The sequence below is a fragment of the Staphylococcus sp. AtHG25 genome (genome assembly GCF_003217445.1).
GTDB lineage: Bacteria > Bacillota > Bacilli > Staphylococcales > Staphylococcaceae > Staphylococcus > Staphylococcus haemolyticus.
In genome coordinates this window covers 49400-75106 of sequence record NZ_QJSN01000003.1, presented here as the reverse complement: position 1 = coordinate 75106, position 25707 = coordinate 49400, and the positions used below count along the sequence as shown (strand labels likewise).

Genomic DNA, 25707 nt, shown 5'->3' with positions numbered 1-25707 from the left:
ATAACCCTCCTGATAGGGTTAGTATATCATGATTTTAAATTATAATTTGGAGATGATAAGTATGTCAGTTGAAAAAAGAAACGCAATACCAGTTAAAGAAGCGATAAATCGTGTTGTTCAACAGGATATATATTTGAATACTACAGAAGTGATGTTAGAAGATAGCTTAGGATATGTACTTGCGGAGGATATTGTTGCAACTTATGATATTCCTCGTTTTAATAAATCACCTTATGACGGGTTTGCTATTCGAAGTAAAGATTCTGCTGGTGCATACTCAGAAAATCGTAAACAATTTAAAGTGATTGATCATATAGGCGCAGGTTCAGTTTCAGATAAAATACTAGGTCAAAATGAAGCAGTACGTATTATGACAGGAGCCCAAATTCCAGAAGGTGCAGATGCAGTAGTCATGTTTGAACAAACAGTTGAGGATGGAGATACGTTTACAATACGTAAGTCATTTGAAGCAAATGAAAATGTATCTCTTAAGGGTGAAGAAACAACAACAGGTGATATTGTCTTGAAAAAAGGTCAAATCATTAATCCAGGTGCAATAGCCGTTCTAGCAACATATGGTTACTCTAAAGTTCCTGTGACACAACGCCCAAGTATTGCAGTCATTGCAACTGGTAGTGAACTATTAGATGTGGATGATGAATTACAACCAGGTAAAATACGCAATTCAAATGGTCCAATGATCAAAGCACTATCTGCAAAAGCTGGATTAAACGTTGAAGCATATAAAATTCAACAAGATGATTTGCAAAGTAGTATTTCAGTTGTCAAAGATGCCATGTCAAAACATGACATCGTAATTACTACGGGTGGCGTTTCTGTTGGAGATTTTGACTATCTACCTGAAATTTACAAAGCTGTAAATGCAGAGGTGTTATTTAATAAAGTTGCAATGAGACCAGGTAGTGTAACAACCGTAGCTGTTGCAAATGGGCAATATTTGTTTGGTTTATCAGGTAATCCATCAGCTTGTTTCACTGGATTTGAATTATTTGTCAAACCTGCGATTCGACATATGATGGGGGCAACTGCCTATTACCCTCAAGTTGTTAAAGCTACTTTAATGGAAGATTTTACTAAGACGAATCCCTTTACTCGTTTTATTCGAGCATCTGCTACATTTTCACAGAGTGGTGCGACAGTAGTGCCATCAGGATTTAATAAATCTGGTGCAGTAGTAGCAATTGCACATAGCAATTCAATGATTATGTTGCCAGGGGGCACTAGAGGATTTAAAGCAGGTCATACAGTTAATGTTATTTTAACTGAATCGAATGTCTATGAAACGGAAATGACACTATGATTTTGCAAATAGTTGGTTTTAAAAATTCAGGAAAAACAACCTTGATGCAACATACGATACAATTTTTAAAATCTTATGGTTACACAATAGTCACAATCAAGCATCATGGCCACATTGGTGATGATATAACGCTTCAAGAAGACCATGTAGATCATATGAAACATTTTAATGCTGGAGCAGATCAAAGTATTGTGCAAGGTGAACACTATCAACAAACTGTCACGCGTGCATATAAACAAAATCTTACTCAAATGATTGACCAATCTGTTACAATTGATTGTAATATCATTTTGGTTGAAGGGTTTAAAGATGAACATTTTGATAAAGTGGTCGTCTATCAGACTACTGAAGAATTAGAACAGTTAAAGCAATTAACTGGTGTTAAATATTGTTATTATGTTCATGATAAACACGCGTTATCACAATATGATTATTGGTTATTACAATGGATAGAGCAAAGGGATTGACATTAAATGAAACAATTTGAAATCGTTACTAAACCCATCCAAACAGAACAGTATCGAGAATTTACTATAAATGAACACCAAGGTGCTGTAGTTGTATTTACAGGACATGTAAGAGAATGGACTAAAGGTATTAAAACAGAATATCTAGAATACGAAGCATATGTACCTATGGCAGAGAAAAAATTAGCACAAATAGGCGATGAGATAAAAACGCGTTGGCCAGGGACGATTACAACAATTGTTCATCGCATTGGGCCACTTCAAATTTCAGATATAGCGGTGTTAATTGCAGTTTCATCACCCCATCGTAAAGATGCATATAGAGCTAACGAATATGCTATTGAACGTATTAAAGAAGTCGTTCCAATCTGGAAAAAGGAAATTTGGGAAGACGGTGCAGAGTGGCAAGGACATCAAAGAGGTAGCCACGATCTAGCTACTAAAGGAGAGGACTAACGTGAAGGTATTATACTTCGCTGAAATAAAAGAAATTTTGCAAACTGATAGTGAAACAATTGATATTAATGAAGCAATTAACGTTGATGCTTTTAATCAATATCTGTTTGAAAGACATCCTTCAATTAAATCTAAAAAGTTTCAGGTTGCAGTAAATGAAGAATTTGTACAGGATGAGGATATCATACAACCAACAGACATTGTTGCATTGATTCCTCCAGTAAGTGGAGGTTAACGGGAAATGAAAGCAATTATTTTAGCAGGTGGTCATTCAGAACGTTTTGGTAAGGCAAAGGCATTTGCCGAAATAGATGGACAATTATTTTACCAACGAATTGTTCAAACCTTACAAGAAACTAATATGTTTAATGATATTATTATAAGCACCAATGATCAATTAGCTAATCAATTTAAACATGACAATGTTATTATAGATGACGCTAACAATAAAGATAAAGGTCCACTTGCTGGTATTCATACTGTAATGAAACAATACAACGATGAAGAACTGTTTTTTGTAATATCTGTTGATACCCCTATGGTAACAGGTAAGGCTATTAGTGCTTTATACCAATTTTTAGTATCAAGACTCATAGAAGATCAAATTGATATAGCTGCTTATTCTGAACATGATCGAGTTATACCAACTATAGCCTTTTATCATCCAAATTGTATAAACGTTATGGATGAAGCTTTAGCTTCGAATGATTATAGTTTACGACATGTTTATAACAATGTGACGACGGAATGTTTAGATGTTACTAACATACAATCACCTGAATATTGGTATAAGAATATCAACTATCAAGAAGATTTAGATGACTTGAAACAACAGATAAATCATTAAGGAGGGTCCATTTATGGTTGCACAAATCAAAGATAAATTAGGTCGACCCATTCGCGATTTGCGTATCTCAGTAACAGACCGTTGCAATTTTAGATGTGACTATTGCATGCCTAAAGAAATCTTCGGTGATGACTATGTATTCCTACCTAAAGATGAGTTATTAACGTTTGAAGAAATGGTTAGAATCGCGAAAGTGTATGCAGAACTTGGTGTGAAGAAGTTACGTATAACTGGTGGCGAACCACTACTTAGACGAAATTTATATCAACTTATAGCTGAGTTAAATCAAATTGATGGTATTGAAGATATCGGTATGACCACTAATGGTCTATTATTAAAAAAACATGGACAAAAAGTATACGATGCCGGTTTGCGTCGCATTAATGTTAGTTTAGATGCCATAGATAATGAAGTGTTCCAAGCGATAAATAATCGCAATATCAAAGCAACTACCATTTTAGATCAAATTGATTACGCCGTTTCTATTGGTTTCCATGTTAAAGTAAACGTTGTCATTCAAAAAGGTATTAATGATGATCAAATTATTCCAATGGTAGATTACTTTAAAGATAAGAATATTGAAATCAGATTTATCGAGTTCATGGATGTAGGTAATGATAATGGGTGGGATTTTAGTAAAGTTGTAACTAAAAATGAGATGCTAGATATGATTGAGTCTCATTTTGATATTGAACCAGTACCCCCAAAATATTTCGGAGAAGTAGCGAAGTACTATAAGCACAAAGATAATGGCGCTCAATTTGGTTTAATTACAAGTGTGTCAGCATCATTTTGTTCTACTTGCACGAGAGCACGATTATCATCTGATGGTAAATTTTACGGATGTTTATTCAGTACTGTTGAGGGCTTTAATATTAAATCATTTATACGATCAGGCGTAACTGATGACGAATTAAGAGAACAACTTATAAGCTTATGGAATGTTCGAGATGATCGTTATTCAGATGAACGTACAGAGCAAACGGTTAAAAATAGACAACGCAAAAAAATTAATATGAACTACATAGGTGGTTAGATATACTTCTCTAGCAATGGTTTACGACTATTGCTAGAGTTTTTTATTTTTGGAAAATATATTCAATTAATAGTTTAAATTTAAAGTAAATCATTATTGAATGTAATACCTATGATTAAAGAATATGATTATCATAATAGCATTGAGTATATGAATAACTGAATTTGTATTAAATATTAATCGGAAAATAAATAAAATTTGTAATAGATTAAATTGTGTATATGTTATATAATTTTATTAAGGAAATTCAATTTATAAAGCTATAACTACATCTTAGAATCTACATTGGAGGGCTTTAATTATGACAACAGAAAAAGTACAACGTTTTATTGCAGCAGAAAGAGAATTAAGCCAGTTGAAACATTGGTTAAAATCATCGTACAAAATCTCAATAGAGGAATTTGTAGTGTTATTTAAAGTTTATGAAGGTAAGAAAATTAGTGGTAAGGAGTTACGTGACACATTACATTTCGAGATGTTGTGGGATACAAGTAAAATAGATGTAATAATACGTAAAATTTATAAGAAAGAACTTATTTCTAAATTACGATCTGAAACTGATGAACGACAAGTATTTTATTTCTTTAATGCAACGCAACAGAAATTACTTGATAAAATGAAATCTGAAATTGAAGCAATTAGTATTGCTAATTAATAGATTATAAAAAGCGCTGGGAAATATTGACATATTTTCTAGCGCTTTCTAGATATTAATTTAATTGTGTTTTTACTTTTCTTCCATGAACAATAAAGTAAAGTACGGTGCTAAGTGCAGCGACGATAGCCATTATGATATAAACTTCTGTATAACTAATGAAACCTGTGAATAAGCCTAATAAAGATGGACCAAATCCTATACCTATATCTAGACCAATAAAGTAAGTTGAAGTTGCAATCCCATATTTATTAGTAGGTGACACTTTAATGGCAATAGCCTGCATAGATGATGATAAATTACCATAACCAATACCTAAGAAGACACCAGCTAGTAATAACATCCATCCACTATAACTGAATACTAATACTACAAAAGTAATGATAAGTGCGATAAATGCAGGATAAACGACAACATTTTCAGTACGTGCATCAATCATTTGACCTGCAATTGGACGTGTAATTAAAGAAGCGATCGCGTAACAAATAAAGAAGTAACTAGATGCTTCTAATAAATGACGTTGTTCAGCAAAAAATTTCAAGAAAGTCAGTATAGAAGCATAGTTCAGTGCAATAATCATCATAACTATTGATACTGGTACTGCTTCTTTTGCAATGAAGTTGTGTATATTAAAGCCTGATGCTTTAGCAATTTTAGCATCTGTTTTATTAAGAACAGCATCAAAATCAATTTTAATAAATAGTGAAATTATTAAACTGATCACACCTAAAACTACACATATAGCAAATAGTAAATTGATAGAGAATGATTTTAATAATAAGATACCGAAGAATGGGCCTATAGCTGTACCAAGTACTAAACTAAGTGAAAATAGACTAATACCTTCACTCTTACGCTCAACAGGTGTGACATGTGCTGCAATAGTACCAGTTGCAGTAGTAGCTATAGCAGTCGCAATCCCGTTAATTAGACGTACGAACATTAAGAATGTGATTGATCCAGGGATAAAGTAAAGTAATTGTGTAATCACAAGCAATAATAATCCAGTAATTAATATTTTTTTTGGACCAAATTTATTTACATATTTACCAGTTCCAAATCTACCTATTAAAGAACCGATAATAAATAATCCTACTACTAATCCAGCTAAACTATCTGAGGCGTGATAAGTAGTCTTACAATAATCAGCAATAATTACTAATAAAAGATACATACATAAATAAACGAAAAAATTGATTGAGAAATTGACTGTAAAACTTTTCGTGAAAATAGGCTGCTTTACATTCTTATTCTGAGTCATTCTGATTCCTCCTCTAAGAATGCATGATGAAGTTTGTTCATTACTGAAATAACATTTTCAAGTTCTACGTCAGATAATCCAGCATTTTTAATAAGCTCACGCTGAACTGGTAATATCTTACGATAAACGTCTTCATATAATATTTGACCTTTATCAGAGAGACTTAGTAACTTCTCACGTTTATCTTCCTTACTTGGTTCTACAATTAATAACTCTTTATCATATAACACTTTAATAATTTTACGTGTAGTGGGTTTTTCTATAAAACGACGTTTAGAAATATGAACTAAGGTCGTTGGAGAGGTACTGGCAATATCTCTTAAGATCAACCATTGACCAGGATGTAAATCAAATTGGTCGAGTATCGATTGCGTTCGTTTCATATATGGTCGGTATAAACCGATGAAACTGTTAAAAAATTCATTTGTTAACATAATAGACTCCTTCCAATAAGTTAGCTTTGCTAACTATTTTGAGACGAAAAATATTATATGACCTTTTTCTAAAAAATGCAATACTAAATCAATAAGTTATGTGAATAAAAGAAGTAATAATACAAGAAGTTTGATAAGATAGATGCAAGTCGAACAATTAAAGGGGAATACGATCAATGGAATTCAGATTTGACCATATTATTCATTATGTAGACAATCTTAAAAATTTTAAATATCCAGGAGAAATTCTGAAAATTAGTTCTGGTGGCAAACATCACAAATTTGGAACATTCAATCGTTTATCATATATTAATGAAAATTACATAGAATTGATAGATGTAGAAGATAAAGAAAAATTAAATAAAGAGGCTAAAACAGAAGAAGGTCGTGTTGCTTTTGCGACTAAAATCGTTCAAGATCACTACAAACAAGGGTTTAAAACAATTGCATTAAGAACATCAAATATTGAATTAATAAAACAATCTTTAGAAGAACGCAACATTGATACGATTGGACCAGTCGAAATGCATAGAGAGAATAAAAAAGGTGATAAAGTAAATTGGAAATTACTTTACATTGCAGACCCTGATTACATGGTAAAGCCTCCATTTTTCATAGAATGGGAGGAAAGGGAAGAAGTGCATAATCAGAAATTAGACACTCTTTTCCAAAAACAATTTAAAATCCATAAAATAATTATTGATAGTGAAAAACGCTCTAAAACACTATCTAAATGGAAAAAATGGTTCGATGTGACTATCCTTGAAGAAGGAGATAATTATACAGATGTACAATTAACGGTAGACCATATTATTTACCGTATTCAAGATGGTAAAACGTCAGGCTATAACACGATTATATTTAAAGATACAGAAACAACTGCACCATACTCAATTATTACGAAAGGTGCAAAATATCGATTCGAGCCTGAAGATTAGTATAGATAAATATAAGTACTATGGGCGATTAGTGACATATGAACGATTGAAAGTATTAGAGATAATATGCTGAGATATGTAGTTACTTTAGACTTCCTTAAAAGCAAGAAAAAGATAGTTAAGACGAATGACAATCCAACGAACATTACTCTTAAACTAAAATATGAAACTGTTAAAGGTTGAGTCATAGTGACAACAATAGCTATCGCGTTAAACAAAATAAATAGTATTAATAATAAATATCGCATGTTAAACCTCTTTTTAAAGACTAATTTAAAATTTTAAGTTTATATATTATATCAAAAATTTAAAACTAGAAATAATATTTTAATTGCACGGCGAGTTTGTCGACACTCAAAACATGACATTGTATAATTATAATTAATGTAAAGAAAAAGGAGTTTTTATAGCATGGAAAAGATGAATATCACTAACCAAGAGCATGATGCGTTTGTGAAAGCTCATCCTAATGGTGATTTATTACAGTTAACAAAATGGGCAGAAACTAAACGCCTAACAGGATGGTATTCAAAGCGTGTGGCAGTGGGCGAAGATGGTGAGATTAAAGGTGTAGGTCAATTATTATTTAAAAAGATACCTAAACTACCATTCACGCTATGTTACGTTTCTCGTGGTTTCGTAACGGATTATAGTGATAAAGCTGCATTGGAACAGTTATTAGAAGAAACTAAAAAAGTAGCTAAAGCAGAAAAAGCCTATGCTATTAAAATTGATCCAGATGTAGAAGTTGATAAAGGCATAGATGCACTTAAAAATTTAAATGCGCTAGGTTTCAAACATAAAAGTTTCAAAGAAGGGTTGTCTAAAGACTATATTCAACCACGTATGACAATGATTACGCCAATAGATAAATCAGATGAGGAAATGTTCCAAAGTTTTGAGCGCCGTAATCGTTCTAAAGTAAGACTCTCATTGAAACGTGGTACTAAAGTTGAACGTTCAAATCGAGAAGGGCTTAAAAATTTCGCTGAATTAATGAAAATAACAGGAGAACGTGACGGCTTTTTAACACGTGATTTAAGCTATTTCCAAAATATTTATGATTCACTTCATGAAGATGGCGATGCTGAATTATTCCTTGTGAAATTAGAACCAAAACCTGTCTTAGATGATATTGATAATGAACTTGAGGAACTTGAAAACGAAAAAACACAACTTCAAAATAAATATGAGAGAAAGCAAAGTAACAAGACTAAAAATAAATTAAACGATGTCGAAGCTAAAATTCAAAAATCTATTGAAAGAAAAGACGACATGACTGACTTATTAGCAAAACATCCTAATGGAATTTATTTATCTGGTGCATTGTTAATGTTTGCAGGATCTAAATCATATTATTTATATGGTGCTTCATCGAATGATTACCGTGACTTCTTGCCTAACCATCATATGCAATATGAGATGATGAAGTTTGCGCGTGAACATGGCGCTAAAACATATGATTTTGGTGGAACTGATAATAATCCAGATAAAGACTCTGAACACTACGGTTTATGGGCATTCAAACGTGTCTGGGGCACTTATTTAAGTGAAAAGATAGGCGAATTTGACTATGTCTTAAATCAACCCCTTTATCAATTAATTGAACAAGTTAAACCGCGATTAACAAAAGCTAAAATTAAAATTTCTCGTAAATTAAAAGGCAAATAGTCATTAACGATTAAATTTAAATCTGAACGATTCCACAATAATCATTGTGACGTTCAGATTTTTTTAGGATAATAGGAATAATTAAAAAATAAAAAAATTATAGCTTTTTAAAAGAAAAAGAATGGGGGAAGTAAATAAGTGATAAAGAAGATGTTAACGTTCTCATTGGGAAATAAATTCGCAATTTTCTTAATGGTTGTTTTAGTAATTTTAGGAGGCGTATATTCTAGTGCTAAATTAAAATTAGAATTACTTCCAGATGTCGAAAATCCAGTTATATCTGTACAAACAACAATGCCAGGTGCTACACCTCAAACAACCCAAGATGAGATTAGTTCTAAAATTGATAACCAAGTACGATCTCTAGCATATGTTAAAAGTGTAGAGACACAGTCGATACAAAATGCATCAATTGTAACTGTTGAATATAATAACGGTACAGACATGGATAAAGCTGAAGAAGTATTAAAGAAAGAAATAGATAAATTAGACTTTAAAGATGGGGTTAGTGAGCCAGAATTAACACGAAATTCTATGGATGCATTCCCAATTGTAGCTTATTCATTTACTAATAAAAATGATGACTTAAAAACCACAACAAAAGAAATTAATGACCAACTTATTCCTAAATTACAAACCGTTGATGGCGTTCAGAATGCTCAACTTAATGGTCAAACAACGAGACAAGTTACATTGAAATTTAAACAAAACAAATTAGATGAAGCGGGACTAACAGCTGATGACGTAGAAAATTACATAAAAGCAGCAACTCGTGAAACACCTCTAGGATTATTTCAATTTGGAAAAAATGAAAAATCTTTAGTAGTTGATGGTCAATTTAAATCTGTTAAAGCACTCAAAGACTTAGAAATCCCATTAACAATAAGTGGCCAGAGTCAATCAGGCAGTAGTGATGATCAATCAAGTAGTGAGATGAGTAGTACTGGAGATAATACATCATCTTCAAGTTCTCAATCTCAAATGACTAATCAATCTCAAGCTTCAAGTGGAGAAATGCCTAGCGTCCCATTAAGTGATTTAGCAACAATAACTGTAGGAGATGAACGTGAGTCAATTTCTAAGACGAACGGTAAAGATGCAGTTAATGTACAAATTATGAAAGCACAAGATGCCAACACAGTTCAAGTTGCTAAAGAAGCTCAAAAGAAAATTGATGAATTTGTAAAAAATACTGATGACATAAAAGCTACGAAAACCATGGATACTGCTAAACCAATTGAAGATTCATTATATACAATGGTTGAAAAAGCAGCTTTAGGAACGATTGTCGCAATTATAGTTATCTTATTATTCTTGAGAAATATTAGAACAACGGCTATCTCAATTGTTTCCATTCCGCTTTCGATTTTAATAGCACTTATCGCATTAAAATTAAGTGATGTATCGCTAAACATTTTGACATTAGGTGCATTAACAATTGCTATCGGTCGTGTGATAGATGACTCAATTGTTGTTGTAGAGAATATTTATCGAAGATTATCAGATCCTAAAGAAGAATTATCTGGCAACAATTTAGTCATTAGTGCAACAAGAGAAGTATTTAAACCGATTTTATCTTCTACAATTGTTACTATAATTGTATTCTTACCACTAGCATTTGTGTCAGGTTCAGTTGGTGAAATGTTTAGACCTTTCGCATTAGCAATTGCATTTAGTTTATTAGCATCTTTACTTGTATCCATTACTGTGGTGCCAGCATTGGCTTCTACATTTTTCAAAAAAGGTATTAAGTTAAAACGTAATTCACAACATCAGAATGATAGAGGACTAGGTGTTGTAAGCAAGAGTTATCGTAAAATTTTAAACTGGTCATTAAATCATAAATGGATTGTCTTAATTATTAGTGTCGTTATTCTAGTAGGAAGCATTGCGTTAGGTGGTGCAAAATTAGGTACAAGCTATATTTCAACAGGTGATGACAAATTCTTAGCTGTAACCTATACACCTAAACCCGGTGAAACTGAAAAAGCTGTTTTAGATCATGCAAAGCAAGCACAAAAATATTTACAATCCAAGGATAAAGTAAAAACAGTTCAATATTCCGTGGGAGGTCCTTCACCAGCAGACCCAACTGGTAGTACGAATAGTATGGCTATTATGGTTGAATATGACAAAGATACACCTAACTTTGAAGAAGAGCCTGATAAAGTTATCTCCCATTTATCAAAAATGAATCAACCAGGTGAATGGAAAAATCAAGACATGGAAAATGGTTCTGGTAATGATTTAGTTGAAGTTACAGTCAAAGGGCCATCTACGAATGCAATTAAAGATACAGTTGCTAAAGTAGAGCAAAAGATGAAATCAGTAAACGGGATCACCAATGTAAAATCAGATTTATCGCAAACCTATGATCAATATGAAATTAAAGTAGATCAAAATAAAGCAACAGAGAAAGGTATTTCTGCAGGACAATTAGCATTAAATTTAAATGAGAATTTGCCTGAAAAGACGATTACTACAGTTAAAGAAAATGACAATAAAGTCGATGTTAAAGTAAAACAAAACAAGCAGACGGATTGGTCTCGAAATAAATTAAATAATATGGAATTAAAATCCCCAACAGGCGAAACGGTAAAACTTAAAGATATAGCCGAACTAGAACGTACAACTACGCCAAGTAAATTAGTTCAAGAAGATGGTGACTACGCAACAACTGTTTCCGGTAAAATTACTGATTCAGACGTAGGTGGTGTATCTAGTAAGGTAATGAATAAAATCAATAATATAGATAAACCAGACAACGTTAAAATTAATGTGGGTGGTGCTACTGATGACATTAATCAAGCAATGACTCAATTGGCATTCGCCATGTTAGTCGCTATTGTTATCGTATATTTAGTATTAGTCATCACATTTAAAGGTGGCTTAGCACCTTTCACAATACTATTCTCACTACCATTTACTATTATTGGTGTCGTATTAGCATTATTGATTACAGGTGAAACAATATCTGTTCCAAGTTTAATTGGAATGTTAATGTTAATTGGTATCGTAGTAACCAATGCCATAGTGTTAATTGATCGTGTGATAACAAATGAACATGAAGGTATGCCAATGAAGGAGGCATTGTTAGAAGCGGGAAGCACTCGTATTAGACCAATTCTTATGACTGCCATTGCAACAATTGGTGCATTATTGCCTTTATTATTTGGACAAGATAGTTCAATATTAATTTCAAAAGGTATGGCAGCAACTGTAATCGGAGGATTGATTTCATCTACACTACTTACATTAATTGTTGTTCCCGTAATTTACGAAATTCTCTTTACACTTAAAGGTAGGTTAACAAGAAAATAAAGAACAAAAGCCTGGGACATTAATCAATGTCTCAGGCTATAACTATATATTGACAGTAGTTGACTGAATTATACTAATTTAATACATGATAAAAGTTAAAATAACATAAATGATAAATAATATAACTGATAAAATATTTAAAATTGAAACAGCTTTAGTATCATGTTTCAATTCTTTGAATGCGGTAATTTCAATATTACCAACCAGTAATGCTAAAACAATAAATACCCACCAGTTTTCAGCAGGGAATTGTAGAGTTGTAACTGCTAGTACAAACAGTAATAATACACTCATAATAATGCGTAAAATGCGAGTAATAATCGAATGCATTTTAAAAATGCTTATGTAACTAACGTTGAGATATAAAATAGGCAATAATAATAAGTAAAGTTTCACTTGTTGTCTTCCTTTCTATAATGAACCTTAGACAAAATATAATTTTGATTCTATATAACAAATTCGAAGTAGCTGATTGAATTATTGAATAGAAATCATACTAGATTTACACAACTTTAATCATCTCATAAGATAGAAAAATTATTTATTTCTGACGTAACTTTGAACGTATCTCGGAGATTTGTAATTCAATATTTTCAAGTTGCTTAACGAGAGGGTCTATATTTTGATTTAAAGATTCCCGTTTCTCGAGGTCATTTTGTAAACGAACATAATCATACTTTAATTCATCTAATTGTGATTCTAAATTCATTAATCTTAAACCCCTTTAATTTCAAAATTTAACAATCACAATGAATTATATCATGAAACAATCCACTTCTAAAAATGAAGTAAATTATGTTAAAGTAATTAACTGTAATAATAATGTTAAAAAGAAGGAAGGAACTATCGTGACAGAGCAGTTTATGATGATTATTCTTTTAATAGCATTAGGTTATTTATTGAAACGGATAAACTTTTTAAAAGCGGCAGATAGTCAAGTATTATCAACATTAGTACTCAATGTCACACTACCTTCTTTAGTCATTGTCAATCTCAATAGTGCAGAATTAGATTTTTCATTTTCGATATTACCTATAATGATGATTGTGTATGGCGTCCTTGCTAAAGTCACTGTATTGTGGCTGTTTAATAAGCATAACAGTCATATAAAAGGTACAGTTGGAATGATGACTGCATCACTTAATATAGGTTTATTTGCATATCCACTTGTTGATACGATTTGGCCCAAAAATGGAATGATTTATTTTGGAATGGCTGATATAGGTGGGGCAATTATTATGTTTGGAGTAACTTATTTTGTAGGAAGCTATTTCAGTCAAGGTGGAGATCAGTTTGATTTTAAATTTTTAGGCAAAAAATTAATTACTTCTGTGCCCCTTGTCACATATATCGTCATGTTTACTTTAAATATGTTAAATATTCATTTGCCTAAAGTATCAATTGATTTTTTCACTATAATATCTAAAGCGAATATGCCACTATCAATGATTCTTTTAGGTGTTATGCTTAATTTTAAAATTGAACGTCATTTCCTACCAATCGCAGTTAAATATTTATTAGCTCATTATGGTTTAGGTTTATTAGCTGGTTTACTCGTTCATTTCTTCTTACCCGTTTCAGATAATATGATAAAAACGACATTACTCATTGCTTGGTTATTACCAGTAGGAGTAGCGATTATTCCGTATTCTATTCAATTTAAATACAAGACATTGCCTTTAGTAGGTATGGTTACTAACATTTCGATTATCTTGAGTATAATCATTTTATATGTTTATCAAGCGATATTTGTTTGATTAAATAGAAAAAAGCAAGCAATTCTACTTTAAGGATTGCTTGCTTTTTATTGCATAGTGTTTGAAATTCAACCCTTACCACCCATAAAGGCAGGGTAGTTAGTCATACCACCATCAACGTAAATGGTAGTACCGTGAATATAGTTCGCTAAATCTGAAGCTAAGAATAATGCCACATTAGCTACATCTTGTTCTTCACCAATTTCTTTAGCTGGAATCATTTCCAATGTCTCAGCACGAGTTTCTGGATCAGAGAATTTCTCCTTAGTATGCTCAGTGACTATCGCACCTGGAGAAATGTTGTTTATGCGTATACCATATTGTGCGTATTCCATAGACATTGTTTCCATCATTAACTTTAAGCCACCCTTACTAGCAGCATAATTAACATAATTAGGCCATGGAATCGTATCATGTACACTTGATGTATTGATGATTATTCCTTTTTTATCTTCTTTTAAAAATTGATTAACCGCTTCTCTAGAACCTATGAATGCACCAGTTAAATTAATATCTATCACTTTTTGCCATTCATCAACTGACATTTTATGGGTTGGGATAGGTTTTTCAAATCCTGCATTATTTATCATAATATCTAGCGTGCCAAATTCTTTAACAGCAGATTGAACTAATCGTTTTACATCTTCCTCGACAGCCACATCAGCTTGTACAGCAATTGCTTCACCACCAGCATCACTAATCATATGCTTAATTTCTTCAATTTCATCTAAATGACGGTCAGAGCGATAATTTAAAACTACTTTTGCTTTTGATTTACCAAAGTTCTCTGCAAAGGATTTACCAATACCACTCCCAGCACCAGTTATAATTACGACTTTACCTTCTAAATCTGAAAACATTTTGGTTCCTCCTTTGTAATGTTAATTTATTTAAGATTACCGAGTATAAATGCGGCAATAACGATTAAGATTATACCAGACCAAATTCCAATCATTTGGCGTTTGTCTTTTTTCTCACCTAGTAAGAAAATACCACCTAGTGTAGAAACGATTACGAGTAATTGTGATAATGAGAAACTTGTTGCAACACCAACTTTAGGTTGTGAATAGAACATAAATAAGTTACCAATCGCCCATACAACACCTGGTATTAAGTTAAGGGCTGTAGATTTAATATTAGTTTCATGTTTCATTGATAACAAGAAGCCACCTATAGCCATACCAATTGATTGAAAGAATAATGCATCAGTACCACTGACACCAAAGATATCGGCTATTACTACATATCCGACATAGCCAACTGTTGAAATCACTAATATTAACATTGCTTTCTTAAATTCTGGATCATTCGATTTTCCTTCATTTTTACCGCGTAAAGAGGTTAACGCGATACCTGTAACTAATAGAACCATGGCAATAATTCCCATTGTTACTTGAATACCAGTACTCCATTCTCCAAGAAAAATAGCACTAAATAATGTAGTACCAACTAATTGCATACCTGTAGAAATAGGCATTGTTTTAGAAACGCCAATTAAACTAATTGAACGTAATTGGTTACCTTGTCCAAAGGCCCACAAAGCACCTGATATTAAACCAACAATAATCACTGTTAAATTATCAAATTGTGCTTTACCAATTAAGAGCAATACAATACCAACTATAAGTGCACCCAGTGTTGTACCTCTTATTTGGTTATAAGGTCCGCCCCCAACAAAAACATTAATTAAAACGACACTCCCCCAAAATAGGGCAGGTAATAATGCGATAAGTATATCTATAAATTGCATTATGTAAACACTCTCCTTATTTATTTACTTCAAGTGTTTCCTTCCTATAACACTCGTGAACATTTTATCTGAAAAAAATAACTTTTAAAATGTAAACGCTCATACGTTGAAGTAAATAAAAAAAGCATATTAAGATTTAATGTGTAATTATCTTAATATGCTCTAATGGCATGCTAGTAATTCAATTGACTTGGATCAATTTTATATTTAGTATATTCACTTTCAATTTCGAATCCCAATTCATTAAATCGTTCAACTAAAGTGACATTTTTACTACGTATTTTAAAATAAACTTTATCAATAGAAAAATGCTCAAATGCATAATGAATTGCATATGAAAGTAAGTCAAATGCTATCCCTTTGAGACGATAATCAGTATGTGAACTAAAATATCGTATTTCAGCTAGTGATGATAGCGTGTCTATTTGTAAATAAAGGTATCCTTTTAACAAGCCTTCACTAACAAATAAAAATAATCGGTTATGTTCATCTAAAGTATTGACTATTTCTTTAGGAGTTAATGCGTTGTGTTTAAACGTCTGTTCATGTAACTTACTGAAAGCTCTTTGGAACCCTGGCTGATATTCAATGATATTGAAATCTGTTTCGGGTTCATTTAATGATTTATAAACATTTAAATAGTAATCTGTGAAGTTATAATTCGCATGAATTAGCTTCATTAAAGGTTTTGAATCTTGTGCACAATCATTATAAGAGAAGTTAAAAGTAGCATGCTCAGATTGTGATTCCATTAATGCAGAAAATAATGAGATAAAATAATTATCTGTAAGAGTGAAATCTTTACTAACAAATGGTCCAATAACTTTGTATTTATCTTCTTCATATAAAATTCCAGTGATTAATGCGACAATTGAATCATCTTCTATTAAACAGAAAACACCAGTGGTATGGATAGATTCATTTAGTAACTGTTCTACATCACCTTTAGACGTATGAAGTTTATATATATAAGACGCAAGGATGTCTGATGATGTATTAATAAAAGATATGATTTGGTTCAGGTTGCTTACTTTGACTATGTCCATAGCGTACCTCCATTTCAATATCATTTTGTTAAATTAATTATAAGTTTATTTATTAGTAATTGAAAGTTTAGACTATTGTCTATCGTGTTACAATTGTATTTACATCAAATACATGTATTAAGAGATCTTTTATTGAAAGGAAAGTTCTATGAAATCATTAATTTTGGCAGAGAAACCATCCGTAGCTAGAGATATAGCTGAAGCTATGAACATAAAGGGAAGACGTAATGGATATATTGAAAACGAAAAGTATGTTGTCACATGGGCATTGGGTCATTTAGTCACTAATGCACAGCCGGAACACTATGATAAAGCGTACAAGGAATGGAAACTTGAAGATTTACCTATCATACCGAAGCACATGCAAACAGTAGTTATTAGTAAAACAAGTAAACAATTTAAAACTGTTAAGTCACTGATTTTAGATAAAAAAGTGAAAGAAGTTATTATAGCAACTGATGCTGGAAGAGAAGGGGAACTAGTTGCACGGTTAATATTGGATAAAGTTCATAATAAAAAACCGATTAAGCGCTTGTGGATTAGCTCCGTAACCAAAAAAGCAATTCAAGAGGGATTTAAAAAGCTTAAAGACGGACGTGAATTTCAACATCTTTATGAAGCAGCATTAGCTAGAAGTGAAGCGGATTGGATTGTGGGTATCAATGCAACACGTGCGTTAACGACGAAATATGACGCTCAATTATCATTGGGTCGAGTTCAAACACCAACAATCCAATTAGTTAATGCCAGACAACAAGAAATCAATCATTTTAAACCGAAGAAATATTATACTCTATCTACTGAAATAGGTGGATTAACTTTCCAATTAAGGACAAATAAGCAGCACATGACTAGAGATGACGCAACTCAAATTGCTAATGAAATAGAACATGTAGAAGGTAATGTTGATAGTGTTGAAAAGAAAGTTAAAAAAAGTCATCCTAAGCCTCTGTATAACTTAACTGATTTGCAACAAGAGGCATACCAACGATACAAAATGGGGCCTAAGGAAACACTTAATACCATTCAAAATTTATATGAACGCCATAAAGTTCTTACTTACCCACGTACAGATTCTAATTATTTAACAGATGATATGGTGGATACTATTAAAGAACGACTTTATGCTTTATTAGCAACTGACTATAAATCACAAGTCAAATCATTGTTGGGGCAATCTTATTCAAGTAAAATGCGGATTTTTAATAATCATAAAGTATCAGATCATCACGCAATTATTCCAACAGAAGTACGTCCGGATATGCAAAGTTTGAGTAACAGAGAAAGTAAGATATATATGATGGTAGCTGAAAGGTTCCTAGAATCTTTAATGGCACCTCATGAATATGAAGCGGTTAGAGTTAATGTTACTGTTGGCCAACATATCTTCGTTTTTAATGAAAAAGCCACACGTCAACTAGGTTATAAAGCACTTAAAATGAACAGTGATAATGTGGTAAAGAAAGTTGCTTTTCAAAAAGGGGAAAAGTATCACCTTCAAAGTTTAAAAGTAAATGAACATGAAACAACACCACCTGATTACTTTAACGAAGGTTCATTGCTAAAAGCCATGGAGAACCCTCAAAATTATATACAACTTAAAGAAAAGAAACATGCTAACACATTGAGACAAACTGGAGGGATTGGCACAGTTGCTACAAGAGCAGATATAATTGAGAAACTATTTAATCTTAATGCAATCGAATCTAGAGATGGCAAAATCAAAGTAACATCTAAAGGAAAGCAAATTCTGGATTTAGCGCCTCAAGAATTAACATCTCCATTATTAACTGCCGAGTGGGAAGAGAAACTATTATTAATAGAAAAAGGAAGATATAATTCTCGACACTTTATTGACGAAATGAAGGCATTTACTCAATCGATTGTAAATACTATTAAAAATAGCGAGCAAAAGTATAAGCATGATAATTTAACTACTACTGAATGTCCGACATGTGGAAAATTCATGATTAAAGTTAAAACTAAAAATGGACAAATGTTAGTATGTCAAGATCCTACATGTAAAACTAAAAAGAATGTCCAACGTAAGACAAATGCACGTTGTCCAAATTGTAAGAAGAAAATGACATTATTTGGACGTGGAAAAGATGCAGTTTATCGATGTGTCTGTGGTCATACTGAAACACAAGAACAGATGGATAAACGATTTAAAAATAAATCCAGTGGCAAAGTATCTAAAAAAGAAATGAAAAAGTATATGAATAATGAGGATTCACTTGAGAATAATCCGTTTAAAGATGCATTAAAAAACTTGAAATTATAGTTTAAAATCGAACTTAATCATATTTGTTGGTAAAAAAGTTCGTTTTTATTATTGTGTTTTTCGAAAAGTAATATTAAAATATTAAAGTATTTTAATAAAAGGAGTTTAAAACCGTGAAAAAATACTTTCAATTCGACGAGTATGATACTAATTATAAGAAAGAGATAATCGGTGGTATCACAACTTTCTTATCAATGGCATACATTTTAGCTGTAAATCCTCAAGTATTAAGTTTAGCAGGTGTTAAAGGTGTATCAGGTGACATGAAAATGGATCAAGGAGCTATTTTCGTGGCAACTGCTTTAGCAGCGTTTGTTGGTTCTTTATTTATGGGACTTATTGCAAAATATCCAATAGCACTTGCGCCAGGAATGGGACTTAATGCGTTCTTTGCTTTTACAGTAGTTTTAACGATGGGAATTCCTTGGCAAATAGGTTTAACTGGCGTGCTTTGTTCAGGTATATTCTTTGCTATACTTACAGCAACCGGTCTTCGAGAGATAATAATCAATGCTATTCCATATCAAATGAAAATGGCTGTATCTGCTGGTATAGGATTATTTATTACCTTTGTAGGTTTACAAAGTGCTGGCATCATTGTGAAAAATGACTCAACATTAGTTACATTAGGACATTTAACAAAAGGTCCAGTTTTATTAGCAATCTTTGGTATTGCGATTACAATTATTCTATATGCTAGAAAAGTACCAGGTTCAATTTTTATAGGTATGATTATAACTTCTATAGTTGGAATGATAACTGGATTAATACAAACACCTTCTGGCGTAGTTGGTAAAATCCCTAGTATAACACCAACATTCGGTGCTGCATTTGAAGCCTTTAAGGATCCAAGTCAATTATTTACGATTCAATTTTTAATTGTAATTTTAACTTTCTTCTTTATAGATTTCTTTGATACTGCTGGAACATTAGTGGCAGTAGCTACTCAAGCAGGTATTATGAAAGATAATAAGCTTCCTAGAGCAGGTAGAGCTTTATTTGCTGACTCTTTAGCTACTATTGTTGGTGCCATTTTTGGCACAACAACAACTACGTCTTATATTGAATCTACTTCTGGTGTAGCTGTGGGTGCGAGAACAGGTTTTGCTAGTATCGTGACAGGGATTTGTTTCCTTTTAGCATTATTCTTTAGTCCGTTAATTGAAATTGTTACAAGTGCAGTAACAACACCTGCATTAGTAGTAGTTGGGATTTTAATGGCAGCTAACTTTGCAGAAATAAATTGGAAGAAATTTGAAGTTGCAGTTCCAGCATTTATAACAATTATTATGATGCCACTATCATATTCAATTGCGACTGGTATCGCTTGCGGATTTATATTTTATCCAATAACTATGCTTATCACAAAAAAACACAAAGAAGTACATCCAATTATGTATTTCTTAATGGTACTATTTATTTTATATTTCGTATTTGTACACGGTTAATAAGGAAAAGGACGATGCTCTATTAAGAGACATCGTCCTTTTTTTACCATTTATTTGAATGATCATCTTTGTACTGAGTGTAAATGACTTTTGCATCTTTATTACGAATATAGGTAGGTGCGCTCAATACTATAAAAATAAAGAAGACCAGTAAGAAAAATAGCACCCAATGAACAAACATTCCTACAATTGGAATAAATGCAACAAAAGATCCCACAATACCAATTATTGGAATAATTGACATAGGCTTGATTGCATTTTGATTATCAACTAAAAGAATAACTGCTAGTATGAGATATAAAAAAGCATTAATTAACAATGGTTGCCAACCAAAACCTAATATAAAGCTTCCGCCTAGAAAAGGAATGCCATAGAAAAATTCACATACTAATAAGAAGAAACTTATTAGGGCAAGAGCTACTTTAGTATTTCTTTTCAATATAAATACGCCTCCCACTATTTATTAAAAAAAAATTTTAAATTCCTACTATTATAATAGTAGAAGCTTAATTTAAGACTTAACTTATATACATTATAAAGTAAAAACAAAAAAAGGGAAAAAATTTACTTAAAATGGTTGATGTACAAAATTATTTAAAGTACAATACTTAGGTATGTGTTAGACAAAGTACAAAAAGTTACAGAAAAACCTTGATTTATCACTGTTTTTCCTGTAACATATCTAATGTTGGACTTGATGAAAGCGATGAAGCGAAAGGTTACTGACACACCCGGCCGCTTTGCCATGGCGTTGTGTGAGATAGTTTTCGTGGAGAAGTCTATCACTTTTAAAGTAGACGAATAAGGAGGGAAAATTATGGCAAAACAAAAAATCAGAATCAGATTAAAAGCTTACGATCACCGTGTGATTGATCAATCAGCAGAGAAAATTGTTGAAACTGCAAAACGTTCTGGTGCAGAAGTTTCTGGACCAATCCCGTTACCAACTGAAAAGTCAGTTTATACAATTATTCGTGCGGTGCATAAGTACAAAGATTCACGTGAACAATTCGAACAACGTACTCATAAACGTTTAATCGATATTGTTAACCCAACACCAAAAACAGTTGATGCCCTAATGGGATTAAACTTACCATCTGGTGTAGACATCGAAATTAAATTATAATAGAAAATTTTAGGAGGTGGACTTTCGATGACCAAAGGAATCTTAGGAAGAAAAATTGGGATGACACAAGTATTCGGAGAAAACGGTGAATTAATCCCAGTTACAGTAGTAGAAGCAAGTCAAAACGTAGTATTACAAAAGAAAACTGAAGAAGTAGATGGTTATAACGCTATCCAAGTAGGTTTTGAAGACAAAAAAGCATACAAAAAAGATGCTAAATCTAATAAATATGCTAATAAACCAGCTGAAGGTCACGCTAAGAAAGCGGGCACAGCACCTAAGCGCTTCATTCGCGAATTCAGAAACGTTAATGTTGATGAATACGAAGTAGGTCAAGAAGTCACAGTTGATACTTTTGAAGCTGGAGACATTATTGATGTAACAGGAACTTCAAAAGGTAAAGGTTTCCAAGGTGCTATTAAACGTCATGGCCAAGGTCGTGGACCAATGGCTCACGGTTCTCATTTCCATAGAGCCCCAGGTTCAGTAGGTATGGCTTCAGATGCTTCAAGAGTATTCAAAGGCCAAAAAATGCCTGGACGTATGGGTGGAAATACAGTTACTGTTCAAAACTTAGAAGTAGTTCAAGTTGATACAGAAAACAATGTAATTTTAGTAAAAGGTAACGTGCCTGGACCTAAAAAAGGTTTCGTAGAAATCCAAACTTCAATTAAAAAAGGTAATAAATAATAAGTAGCGAAAGGAGGAAAAGCATAATGGCTAATTATGATGTATTAAAAGTAGACGGATCTAAATCAGGTTCTGTTGAATTAAGCGATTCAGTATTCGCTATTGAACCAAACAACAGTGTTCTTTTCGAAGCAATTAACTTACAACGTGCTTCATTACGTCAAGGAACTCACGCAGTTAAAAATCGTTCAGCTGTACGTGGTGGCGGACGTAAACCATGGAGACAAAAAGGTACAGGACGTGCGCGTCAAGGTACAATCCGTGCTCCACAATGGCGTGGTGGTGGTATCGTATTTGGACCAACACCAAGAAGCTATGCATACAAAATGCCTAAGAAAATGCGTCGTTTAGCATTACGTTCTGCATTATCTTTCAAAGTTAAAGAAAACAACTTCACTATCGTTGATAATTTTGGTTTTGAAGCTCCAAAAACAAAAGAATTCAAAAATGTATTAACTACACTTGAACAACCTAAAAAAGTGTTAGTAGTTACCGATAGTGAAGACGTAAACGTTGAATTATCTGCACGTAACATTCCTGGTGTACAAGTTAGTACAGCTCAAGGATTAAACGTTTTAGATATTACTAGCGCTGACAGTGTTATTATTACTGAATCAGCTGCGAAAAAAGTTGAGGAGGTGCTCGGATAATGGAAGCAAGAGATGTTCTTAAGCGCCCCGTAATCACTGAAAAATCTTCTGAAGCAATGGCTGAAGATAAATATACTTTTGACGTAGATACTCGTGCTAATAAAACACAAGTTAAAATTGCAGTTGAAGAAATTTTCGACGTTAAAGTTGCAAATGTAAACATCATCAACTACAAACCTAAGAAAAAACGTATGGGCCGTTACCAAGGCTATACAAACAAAAGAAGAAAAGCAATTGTTACTTTAAAAGAAGGTTCAATTGACTTATTCAACTAAACAATAAAATAAAAGTTACCATTAAGGAGGTAAGCGACAATGGCTCTTAAAAAGTATAAGCCAATAACAAATGGTCGTCGTAATATGACTAGTTTAGATTTCGCAGAAATCACGAAATCTACTCCTGAAAAGTCATTATTACAACCGCTACCGAAAAAAGCGGGTCGTAACAACCAAGGTAAATTGACAGTTCGTCATCATGGTGGAGGACATAAACGTCAATATCGCGTTATCGATTTCAAACGTAATAAAGATGGAATCACTGCAAAAGTTGATTCAATTCAATATGATCCAAACCGTTCAGCTAACATTGCTTTATTAGTATATGCTGATGGTGAAAAACGATATATTATTGCTCCAAAAGGATTACAAGTAGGCCAAGTAGTTGAGAGTGGTGCAGATGCTGACATTAAAGTTGGTAACGCATTACCATTACAAAACATTCCAGTTGGTACTGTAATTCATAATATCGAATTAAAACCTGGTAAAGGTGGACAATTAGCTCGTTCAGCGGGTGCAAGTTCACAAGTACTTGGTAAAGAGGGTAAATACGTATTAATCAGATTACGTTCTGGTGAGGTTCGTATGATCTTATCAACTTGCCGTGCTACAATTGGTCAAGTTGGTAACTTACAACATGAATTAGTTAATGTTGGTAAAGCAGGACGTTCTAGATGGAAAGGCATCCGTCCTACAGTTCGTGGTTCAGTAATGAACCCTAACGATCACCCACACGGTGGTGGTGAAGGTCGTGCACCTATCGGTAGACCATCTCCAATGTCACCATGGGGTAAACCAACGCTTGGTAAGAAAACTCGTCGTGGTAAAAAATCATCAGACAAACTTATCGTTCGTGGACGTAAGAAAAAATAATAATAACTTATTTGGGTGTGCGGCTTAATTGCTGCACGCACACAATAAGAAGGGAGGCGCCCAAATGGCTCGTAGTATTAAAAAAGGACCTTTCGTTGATGATCATCTAATGAAAAAAGTAGAAGCTCAAGACGGAAGTGAAAAGAAACAAGTAATCAAAACATGGTCTCGTCGTTCTACAATTTTCCCAAATTTCATCGGTCATACTTTTGCAGTATACGATGGTCGTAAACATGTACCTGTTTATGTAACTGAAGATATGGTAGGTCACAAATTAGGTGAATTTGCTCCAACTCGTACATTTAAAGGACATGCTGCAGACGATAAAAAAACTAGAAGATAATAAATAGAAGTAGAGGAGGAAATCCTAATGGAAGCAAAAGCGGTTGCTAGAACAATCAGAATCGCACCTCGTAAAGTAAGATTAGTTCTTGACTTAATTAGAGGTAAAAATGCTGGAGAAGCTATTGCTATTTTAAAATTAACTAACAAAGCTTCATCACCAGTAATTGAAAAAGTATTAATGTCCGCTTTAGCAAATGCTGAACATAACTATGACATGAACACTGATGAATTAGTTGTTAAAGAAGCATATGCAAATGAAGGACCAACTTTAAAACGTTTCCGTCCACGTGCACAAGGTCGTGCAAGTGCTATCAATAAACGTACAAGCCACATTACAATCGTCGTAAGTGACGGTAAAGAAGAAGCTAAAGAAGCTTAATAACTATTTAAGGAGGGAACACTGTGGGTCAAAAAATTAATCCTATCGGACTTCGTGTCGGAATCATCCGTGACTGGGAAGCTAAATGGTATGCTGAAAAAGATTTCGCTTCACTTTTACACGAAGATTTAAGAATCCGTAAATTCATTGATAACGAATTAAAAGAAGCATCAGTTTCTCACGTTGAAATCGAACGTGCTGCTAACCGTATTAACATTGCTATTCACACTGGTAAACCAGGTATGGTAATTGGTAAAGGCGGATCAGAAATTGAAAAACTTCGTAATAAATTAAACAACTTAACTGATAAAAAAGTACACATCAACGTTATCGAAATCAAAAAAATTGATATCGATGCTCGTTTAGTTGCTGAGAATATTGCACGTCAATTAGAAAACCGTGCTTCATTCCGTCGTGTACAAAAACAAGCTATTTCAAGAGCTATGAAACTTGGTGCTAAAGGTATCAAAACTCAAGTATCAGGTCGTTTAGGCGGAGCTGACATTGCTCGTGCTGAACAATATTCAGAAGGAACTGTTCCACTTCATACTTTACGTGCTGACATCGATTATGCACATGCTGAAGCAGACACTACTTACGGTAAATTAGGTGTTAAAGTATGGATTTATCGTGGTGAAGTTCTTCCTACTAAGAATACTAGTGAAGGAGGAAAATAA

The 25707-nt window shown here is 32.9% G+C and carries 30 protein-coding genes; 21 read left to right on the top strand and 9 right to left on the bottom strand.

The features are described 5' to 3' along the window. Positions 1–61 precede the first annotated feature (61 nt). The 7 genes from BDW31_RS03330 to BDW31_RS03300 all read left to right on the top strand — a co-directional run bounded on the left by BDW31_RS03330 (position 62) and on the right by BDW31_RS03300 (position 4782). Complete coding sequence (locus tag BDW31_RS03330; protein WP_053024988.1) at positions 62–1321, top strand: molybdopterin molybdotransferase MoeA; 1260 nt, start codon at positions 62–64, stop codon at positions 1319–1321. After that, positions 1318–1788, top strand: coding sequence for a molybdopterin-guanine dinucleotide biosynthesis protein B (gene mobB / locus BDW31_RS03325; protein WP_053024989.1), 471 nt, complete (start codon positions 1318–1320; stop codon positions 1786–1788). The genes BDW31_RS03330 and mobB overlap by 4 nt, the downstream gene beginning before the upstream one ends. Before the next feature lie 6 nt (positions 1789–1794). Further along, complete coding sequence (locus BDW31_RS03320; protein ID WP_053024990.1) at positions 1795–2244, top strand: molybdenum cofactor biosynthesis protein MoaE; 450 nt, start codon at positions 1795–1797, stop codon at positions 2242–2244. Position 2245: 1 nt separating this feature from the next. Further along, positions 2246–2479 (top strand): molybdopterin converting factor subunit 1, encoded by a 234-nt coding sequence (gene moaD, locus BDW31_RS03315; RefSeq protein ID WP_053024991.1) that lies wholly within the window; start codon positions 2246–2248, stop codon positions 2477–2479. Positions 2480–2485: 6 nt separating this feature from the next. Then, complete coding sequence (gene mobA, locus BDW31_RS03310) at positions 2486–3091, top strand: molybdenum cofactor guanylyltransferase MobA (protein WP_053024992.1); 606 nt, start codon at positions 2486–2488, stop codon at positions 3089–3091. Between the two features lie 13 nt (positions 3092–3104). Continuing rightward, entirely contained in the window at positions 3105–4127 is a 1023-nt protein-coding gene (gene moaA, locus BDW31_RS03305) for a GTP 3',8-cyclase MoaA (protein ID WP_053024993.1), read from the top strand. Between the two features lie 301 nt (positions 4128–4428). Continuing rightward, positions 4429–4782: a SarA family transcriptional regulator gene (locus BDW31_RS03300; protein ID WP_011275108.1), complete on the top strand. Its 354-nt coding sequence runs from the start codon at positions 4429–4431 to the stop codon at positions 4780–4782. Positions 4783–4837: 55 nt separating this feature from the next. On the opposite strand, the gene BDW31_RS03295 is transcribed toward BDW31_RS03300, so the two are convergent. Together BDW31_RS03295 and BDW31_RS03290 are read right to left on the bottom strand one after the other, a co-directional pair. Next, positions 4838–6043, bottom strand: coding sequence for an MFS transporter (locus BDW31_RS03295; RefSeq protein WP_053024994.1), 1206 nt, complete (start codon positions 6041–6043; stop codon positions 4838–4840). Further along, a complete protein-coding gene (locus BDW31_RS03290; protein ID WP_053024995.1) occupies positions 6040–6477 on the bottom strand; it encodes a MarR family winged helix-turn-helix transcriptional regulator in 438 nt (145 codons plus the stop codon). The genes BDW31_RS03295 and BDW31_RS03290 overlap by 4 nt, the downstream gene beginning before the upstream one ends. A gap of 176 nt (positions 6478–6653) precedes the next feature. Here BDW31_RS03290 and BDW31_RS03285 point away from each other — a divergent pair, with 176 nt between their 5' ends. Continuing rightward, positions 6654–7415, top strand: a complete 762-nt coding sequence (locus BDW31_RS03285) for a VOC family protein (protein WP_110709157.1) — start codon at positions 6654–6656, stop codon at positions 7413–7415. On the opposite strand, the gene BDW31_RS12865 is transcribed toward BDW31_RS03285, so the two are convergent. Further along, a complete protein-coding gene (locus tag BDW31_RS12865; RefSeq protein ID WP_080365854.1) occupies positions 7412–7663 on the bottom strand; it encodes a hypothetical protein in 252 nt (83 codons plus the stop codon). The genes BDW31_RS03285 and BDW31_RS12865 overlap by 4 nt on opposite strands. 163 nt (positions 7664–7826) lie before the next feature. Between BDW31_RS12865 and BDW31_RS03275 the strand changes: the two genes are divergently transcribed. Together BDW31_RS03275 and BDW31_RS03270 are read left to right on the top strand one after the other, a co-directional pair. Continuing rightward, positions 7827–9086, top strand: a complete 1260-nt coding sequence (locus BDW31_RS03275) for a lipid II:glycine glycyltransferase FemX (protein ID WP_053024997.1) — start codon at positions 7827–7829, stop codon at positions 9084–9086. Positions 9087–9224: 138 nt separating this feature from the next. Then, on the top strand, positions 9225–12407 hold the full coding sequence (locus tag BDW31_RS03270) for an efflux RND transporter permease subunit (protein WP_110709155.1): 3183 nt from the start codon (positions 9225–9227) through the stop codon (positions 12405–12407). A 78-nt stretch (positions 12408–12485) separates the two neighbouring features. Here the strand turns inward: BDW31_RS03270 and mspA are convergent, their stop codons facing one another. Both mspA and BDW31_RS03260 read right to left on the bottom strand, forming a co-directional pair. After that, the gene (gene mspA, locus BDW31_RS03265) at positions 12486–12803 is read right to left on the bottom strand and encodes a membrane stabilizing protein MspA (protein ID WP_053024999.1); all 318 of its coding nucleotides are present in this window, start codon (positions 12801–12803) and stop codon (positions 12486–12488) included. 145 nt (positions 12804–12948) lie between these two features. Then, positions 12949–13116, bottom strand: a complete 168-nt coding sequence (locus BDW31_RS03260; protein WP_110709153.1) for an SE1832 family protein — start codon at positions 13114–13116, stop codon at positions 12949–12951. A 139-nt stretch (positions 13117–13255) separates the two neighbouring features. Between BDW31_RS03260 and BDW31_RS03255 the strand changes: the two genes are divergently transcribed. Further along, positions 13256–14164 (top strand): AEC family transporter, encoded by a 909-nt coding sequence (locus BDW31_RS03255; protein ID WP_110709151.1) that lies wholly within the window; start codon positions 13256–13258, stop codon positions 14162–14164. 68 nt (positions 14165–14232) lie between these two features. On the opposite strand, the gene BDW31_RS03250 is transcribed toward BDW31_RS03255, so the two are convergent. From BDW31_RS03250 to BDW31_RS03240, 3 genes are all read right to left on the bottom strand, one after another. After that, a complete protein-coding gene (locus tag BDW31_RS03250; RefSeq protein WP_053025001.1) occupies positions 14233–15024 on the bottom strand; it encodes a glucose 1-dehydrogenase in 792 nt (263 codons plus the stop codon). A 26-nt stretch (positions 15025–15050) separates the two neighbouring features. Continuing rightward, positions 15051–15914 (bottom strand): GRP family sugar transporter, encoded by an 864-nt coding sequence (locus BDW31_RS03245; RefSeq protein ID WP_037549764.1) that lies wholly within the window; start codon positions 15912–15914, stop codon positions 15051–15053. A gap of 173 nt (positions 15915–16087) precedes the next feature. After that, positions 16088–16960: a GNAT family N-acetyltransferase gene (locus BDW31_RS03240; protein WP_053025003.1), complete on the bottom strand. Its 873-nt coding sequence runs from the start codon at positions 16958–16960 to the stop codon at positions 16088–16090. Between the two features lie 148 nt (positions 16961–17108). Here BDW31_RS03240 and BDW31_RS03235 point away from each other — a divergent pair, with 148 nt between their 5' ends. Both BDW31_RS03235 and BDW31_RS03230 read left to right on the top strand, forming a co-directional pair. Further along, positions 17109–19244, top strand: coding sequence for a DNA topoisomerase III (locus BDW31_RS03235; protein WP_053025004.1), 2136 nt, complete (start codon positions 17109–17111; stop codon positions 19242–19244). A 113-nt stretch (positions 19245–19357) separates the two neighbouring features. Further along, positions 19358–20692: an NCS2 family permease gene (locus BDW31_RS03230; RefSeq protein WP_053025005.1), complete on the top strand. Its 1335-nt coding sequence runs from the start codon at positions 19358–19360 to the stop codon at positions 20690–20692. 43 nt (positions 20693–20735) lie between these two features. Here BDW31_RS03230 and BDW31_RS03225 read toward each other — a convergent pair whose 3' ends face one another. Beyond that, positions 20736–21131: a hypothetical protein gene (locus BDW31_RS03225; RefSeq protein WP_037549754.1), complete on the bottom strand. Its 396-nt coding sequence runs from the start codon at positions 21129–21131 to the stop codon at positions 20736–20738. 378 nt (positions 21132–21509) lie between these two features. Between BDW31_RS03225 and rpsJ the strand changes: the two genes are divergently transcribed. From rpsJ to rpsC, 8 genes are all read left to right on the top strand, one after another. Beyond that, entirely contained in the window at positions 21510–21818 is a 309-nt protein-coding gene (gene rpsJ, locus BDW31_RS03220) for a 30S ribosomal protein S10 (RefSeq protein WP_015900978.1), read from the top strand. Positions 21819–21845: 27 nt separating this feature from the next. Further along, positions 21846–22508, top strand: coding sequence for a 50S ribosomal protein L3 (gene rplC, locus BDW31_RS03215; RefSeq protein WP_037549751.1), 663 nt, complete (start codon positions 21846–21848; stop codon positions 22506–22508). Positions 22509–22534: 26 nt separating this feature from the next. Next, positions 22535–23158 (top strand): 50S ribosomal protein L4, encoded by a 624-nt coding sequence (rplD, locus tag BDW31_RS03210; protein ID WP_011275126.1) that lies wholly within the window; start codon positions 22535–22537, stop codon positions 23156–23158. Then, complete coding sequence (gene rplW, locus BDW31_RS03205; protein WP_011275127.1) at positions 23158–23433, top strand: 50S ribosomal protein L23; 276 nt, start codon at positions 23158–23160, stop codon at positions 23431–23433. The genes rplD and rplW overlap by 1 nt, the downstream gene beginning before the upstream one ends. Positions 23434–23472: 39 nt before the next feature. Next, positions 23473–24306 carry a 50S ribosomal protein L2 gene (rplB, locus tag BDW31_RS03200; protein ID WP_011275128.1) on the top strand — a complete coding sequence of 278 codons (834 nt, stop codon included), beginning with the start codon at positions 23473–23475 and terminating at the stop codon, positions 24304–24306. 64 nt (positions 24307–24370) lie between these two features. After that, the gene (gene rpsS, locus BDW31_RS03195; protein WP_001829710.1) at positions 24371–24649 is read left to right on the top strand and encodes a 30S ribosomal protein S19; all 279 of its coding nucleotides are present in this window, start codon (positions 24371–24373) and stop codon (positions 24647–24649) included. A 27-nt stretch (positions 24650–24676) separates the two neighbouring features. Continuing rightward, a complete protein-coding gene (gene rplV / locus BDW31_RS03190) occupies positions 24677–25030 on the top strand; it encodes a 50S ribosomal protein L22 (RefSeq protein WP_001829734.1) in 354 nt (117 codons plus the stop codon). 23 nt (positions 25031–25053) lie between these two features. Continuing rightward, the gene (rpsC, locus tag BDW31_RS03185) at positions 25054–25707 is read left to right on the top strand and encodes a 30S ribosomal protein S3 (RefSeq protein ID WP_011275129.1); all 654 of its coding nucleotides are present in this window, start codon (positions 25054–25056) and stop codon (positions 25705–25707) included.

Bases quoted from the DNA above. Each gene is read 5' to 3' on its own strand.
- rpsS (WP_001829710.1), top strand. From the start codon at position 24,371: ATGGCTCGTAGTATTAAAAAAGGACCTTTCGTTGATGATCATCTAATG.
- rplV (WP_001829734.1), top strand. From the start codon at position 24,677: ATGGAAGCAAAAGCGGTTGCTAGAACAATCAGAATCGCACCTCGTAAA.
- BDW31_RS03245 (WP_037549764.1), bottom strand. From the start codon at position 15,914: ATGCAATTTATAGATATACTTATCGCATTATTACCTGCCCTATTTTGG.
- BDW31_RS03300 (WP_011275108.1), top strand. From the start codon at position 4,429: ATGACAACAGAAAAAGTACAACGTTTTATTGCAGCAGAAAGAGAATTA.
- BDW31_RS03320 (WP_053024990.1), top strand. From the start codon at position 1,795: ATGAAACAATTTGAAATCGTTACTAAACCCATCCAAACAGAACAGTAT.
- rplB (WP_011275128.1), top strand. From the start codon at position 23,473: ATGGCTCTTAAAAAGTATAAGCCAATAACAAATGGTCGTCGTAATATG.
- rplD (WP_011275126.1), top strand. From the start codon at position 22,535: ATGGCTAATTATGATGTATTAAAAGTAGACGGATCTAAATCAGGTTCT.
- BDW31_RS03330 (WP_053024988.1), top strand. From the start codon at position 62: ATGTCAGTTGAAAAAAGAAACGCAATACCAGTTAAAGAAGCGATAAAT.
- BDW31_RS03290 (WP_053024995.1), bottom strand. From the start codon at position 6,477: ATGTTAACAAATGAATTTTTTAACAGTTTCATCGGTTTATACCGACCA.
- rplW (WP_011275127.1), top strand. From the start codon at position 23,158: ATGGAAGCAAGAGATGTTCTTAAGCGCCCCGTAATCACTGAAAAATCT.
- BDW31_RS03285 (WP_110709157.1), top strand. From the start codon at position 6,654: ATGGAATTCAGATTTGACCATATTATTCATTATGTAGACAATCTTAAA.
- mobB (WP_053024989.1), top strand. From the start codon at position 1,318: ATGATTTTGCAAATAGTTGGTTTTAAAAATTCAGGAAAAACAACCTTG.
- BDW31_RS03240 (WP_053025003.1), bottom strand. From the start codon at position 16,960: ATGGACATAGTCAAAGTAAGCAACCTGAACCAAATCATATCTTTTATT.
- BDW31_RS12865 (WP_080365854.1), bottom strand. From the start codon at position 7,663: ATGCGATATTTATTATTAATACTATTTATTTTGTTTAACGCGATAGCT.
- rpsJ (WP_015900978.1), top strand. From the start codon at position 21,510: ATGGCAAAACAAAAAATCAGAATCAGATTAAAAGCTTACGATCACCGT.
- BDW31_RS03275 (WP_053024997.1), top strand. From the start codon at position 7,827: ATGGAAAAGATGAATATCACTAACCAAGAGCATGATGCGTTTGTGAAA.
- BDW31_RS03235 (WP_053025004.1), top strand. From the start codon at position 17,109: ATGAAATCATTAATTTTGGCAGAGAAACCATCCGTAGCTAGAGATATA.
- mobA (WP_053024992.1), top strand. From the start codon at position 2,486: ATGAAAGCAATTATTTTAGCAGGTGGTCATTCAGAACGTTTTGGTAAG.
- rplC (WP_037549751.1), top strand. From the start codon at position 21,846: ATGACCAAAGGAATCTTAGGAAGAAAAATTGGGATGACACAAGTATTC.
- moaA (WP_053024993.1), top strand. From the start codon at position 3,105: ATGGTTGCACAAATCAAAGATAAATTAGGTCGACCCATTCGCGATTTG.
- BDW31_RS03295 (WP_053024994.1), bottom strand. From the start codon at position 6,043: ATGACTCAGAATAAGAATGTAAAGCAGCCTATTTTCACGAAAAGTTTT.
- BDW31_RS03250 (WP_053025001.1), bottom strand. From the start codon at position 15,024: ATGTTTTCAGATTTAGAAGGTAAAGTCGTAATTATAACTGGTGCTGGG.
- BDW31_RS03260 (WP_110709153.1), bottom strand. From the start codon at position 13,116: ATGAATTTAGAATCACAATTAGATGAATTAAAGTATGATTATGTTCGT.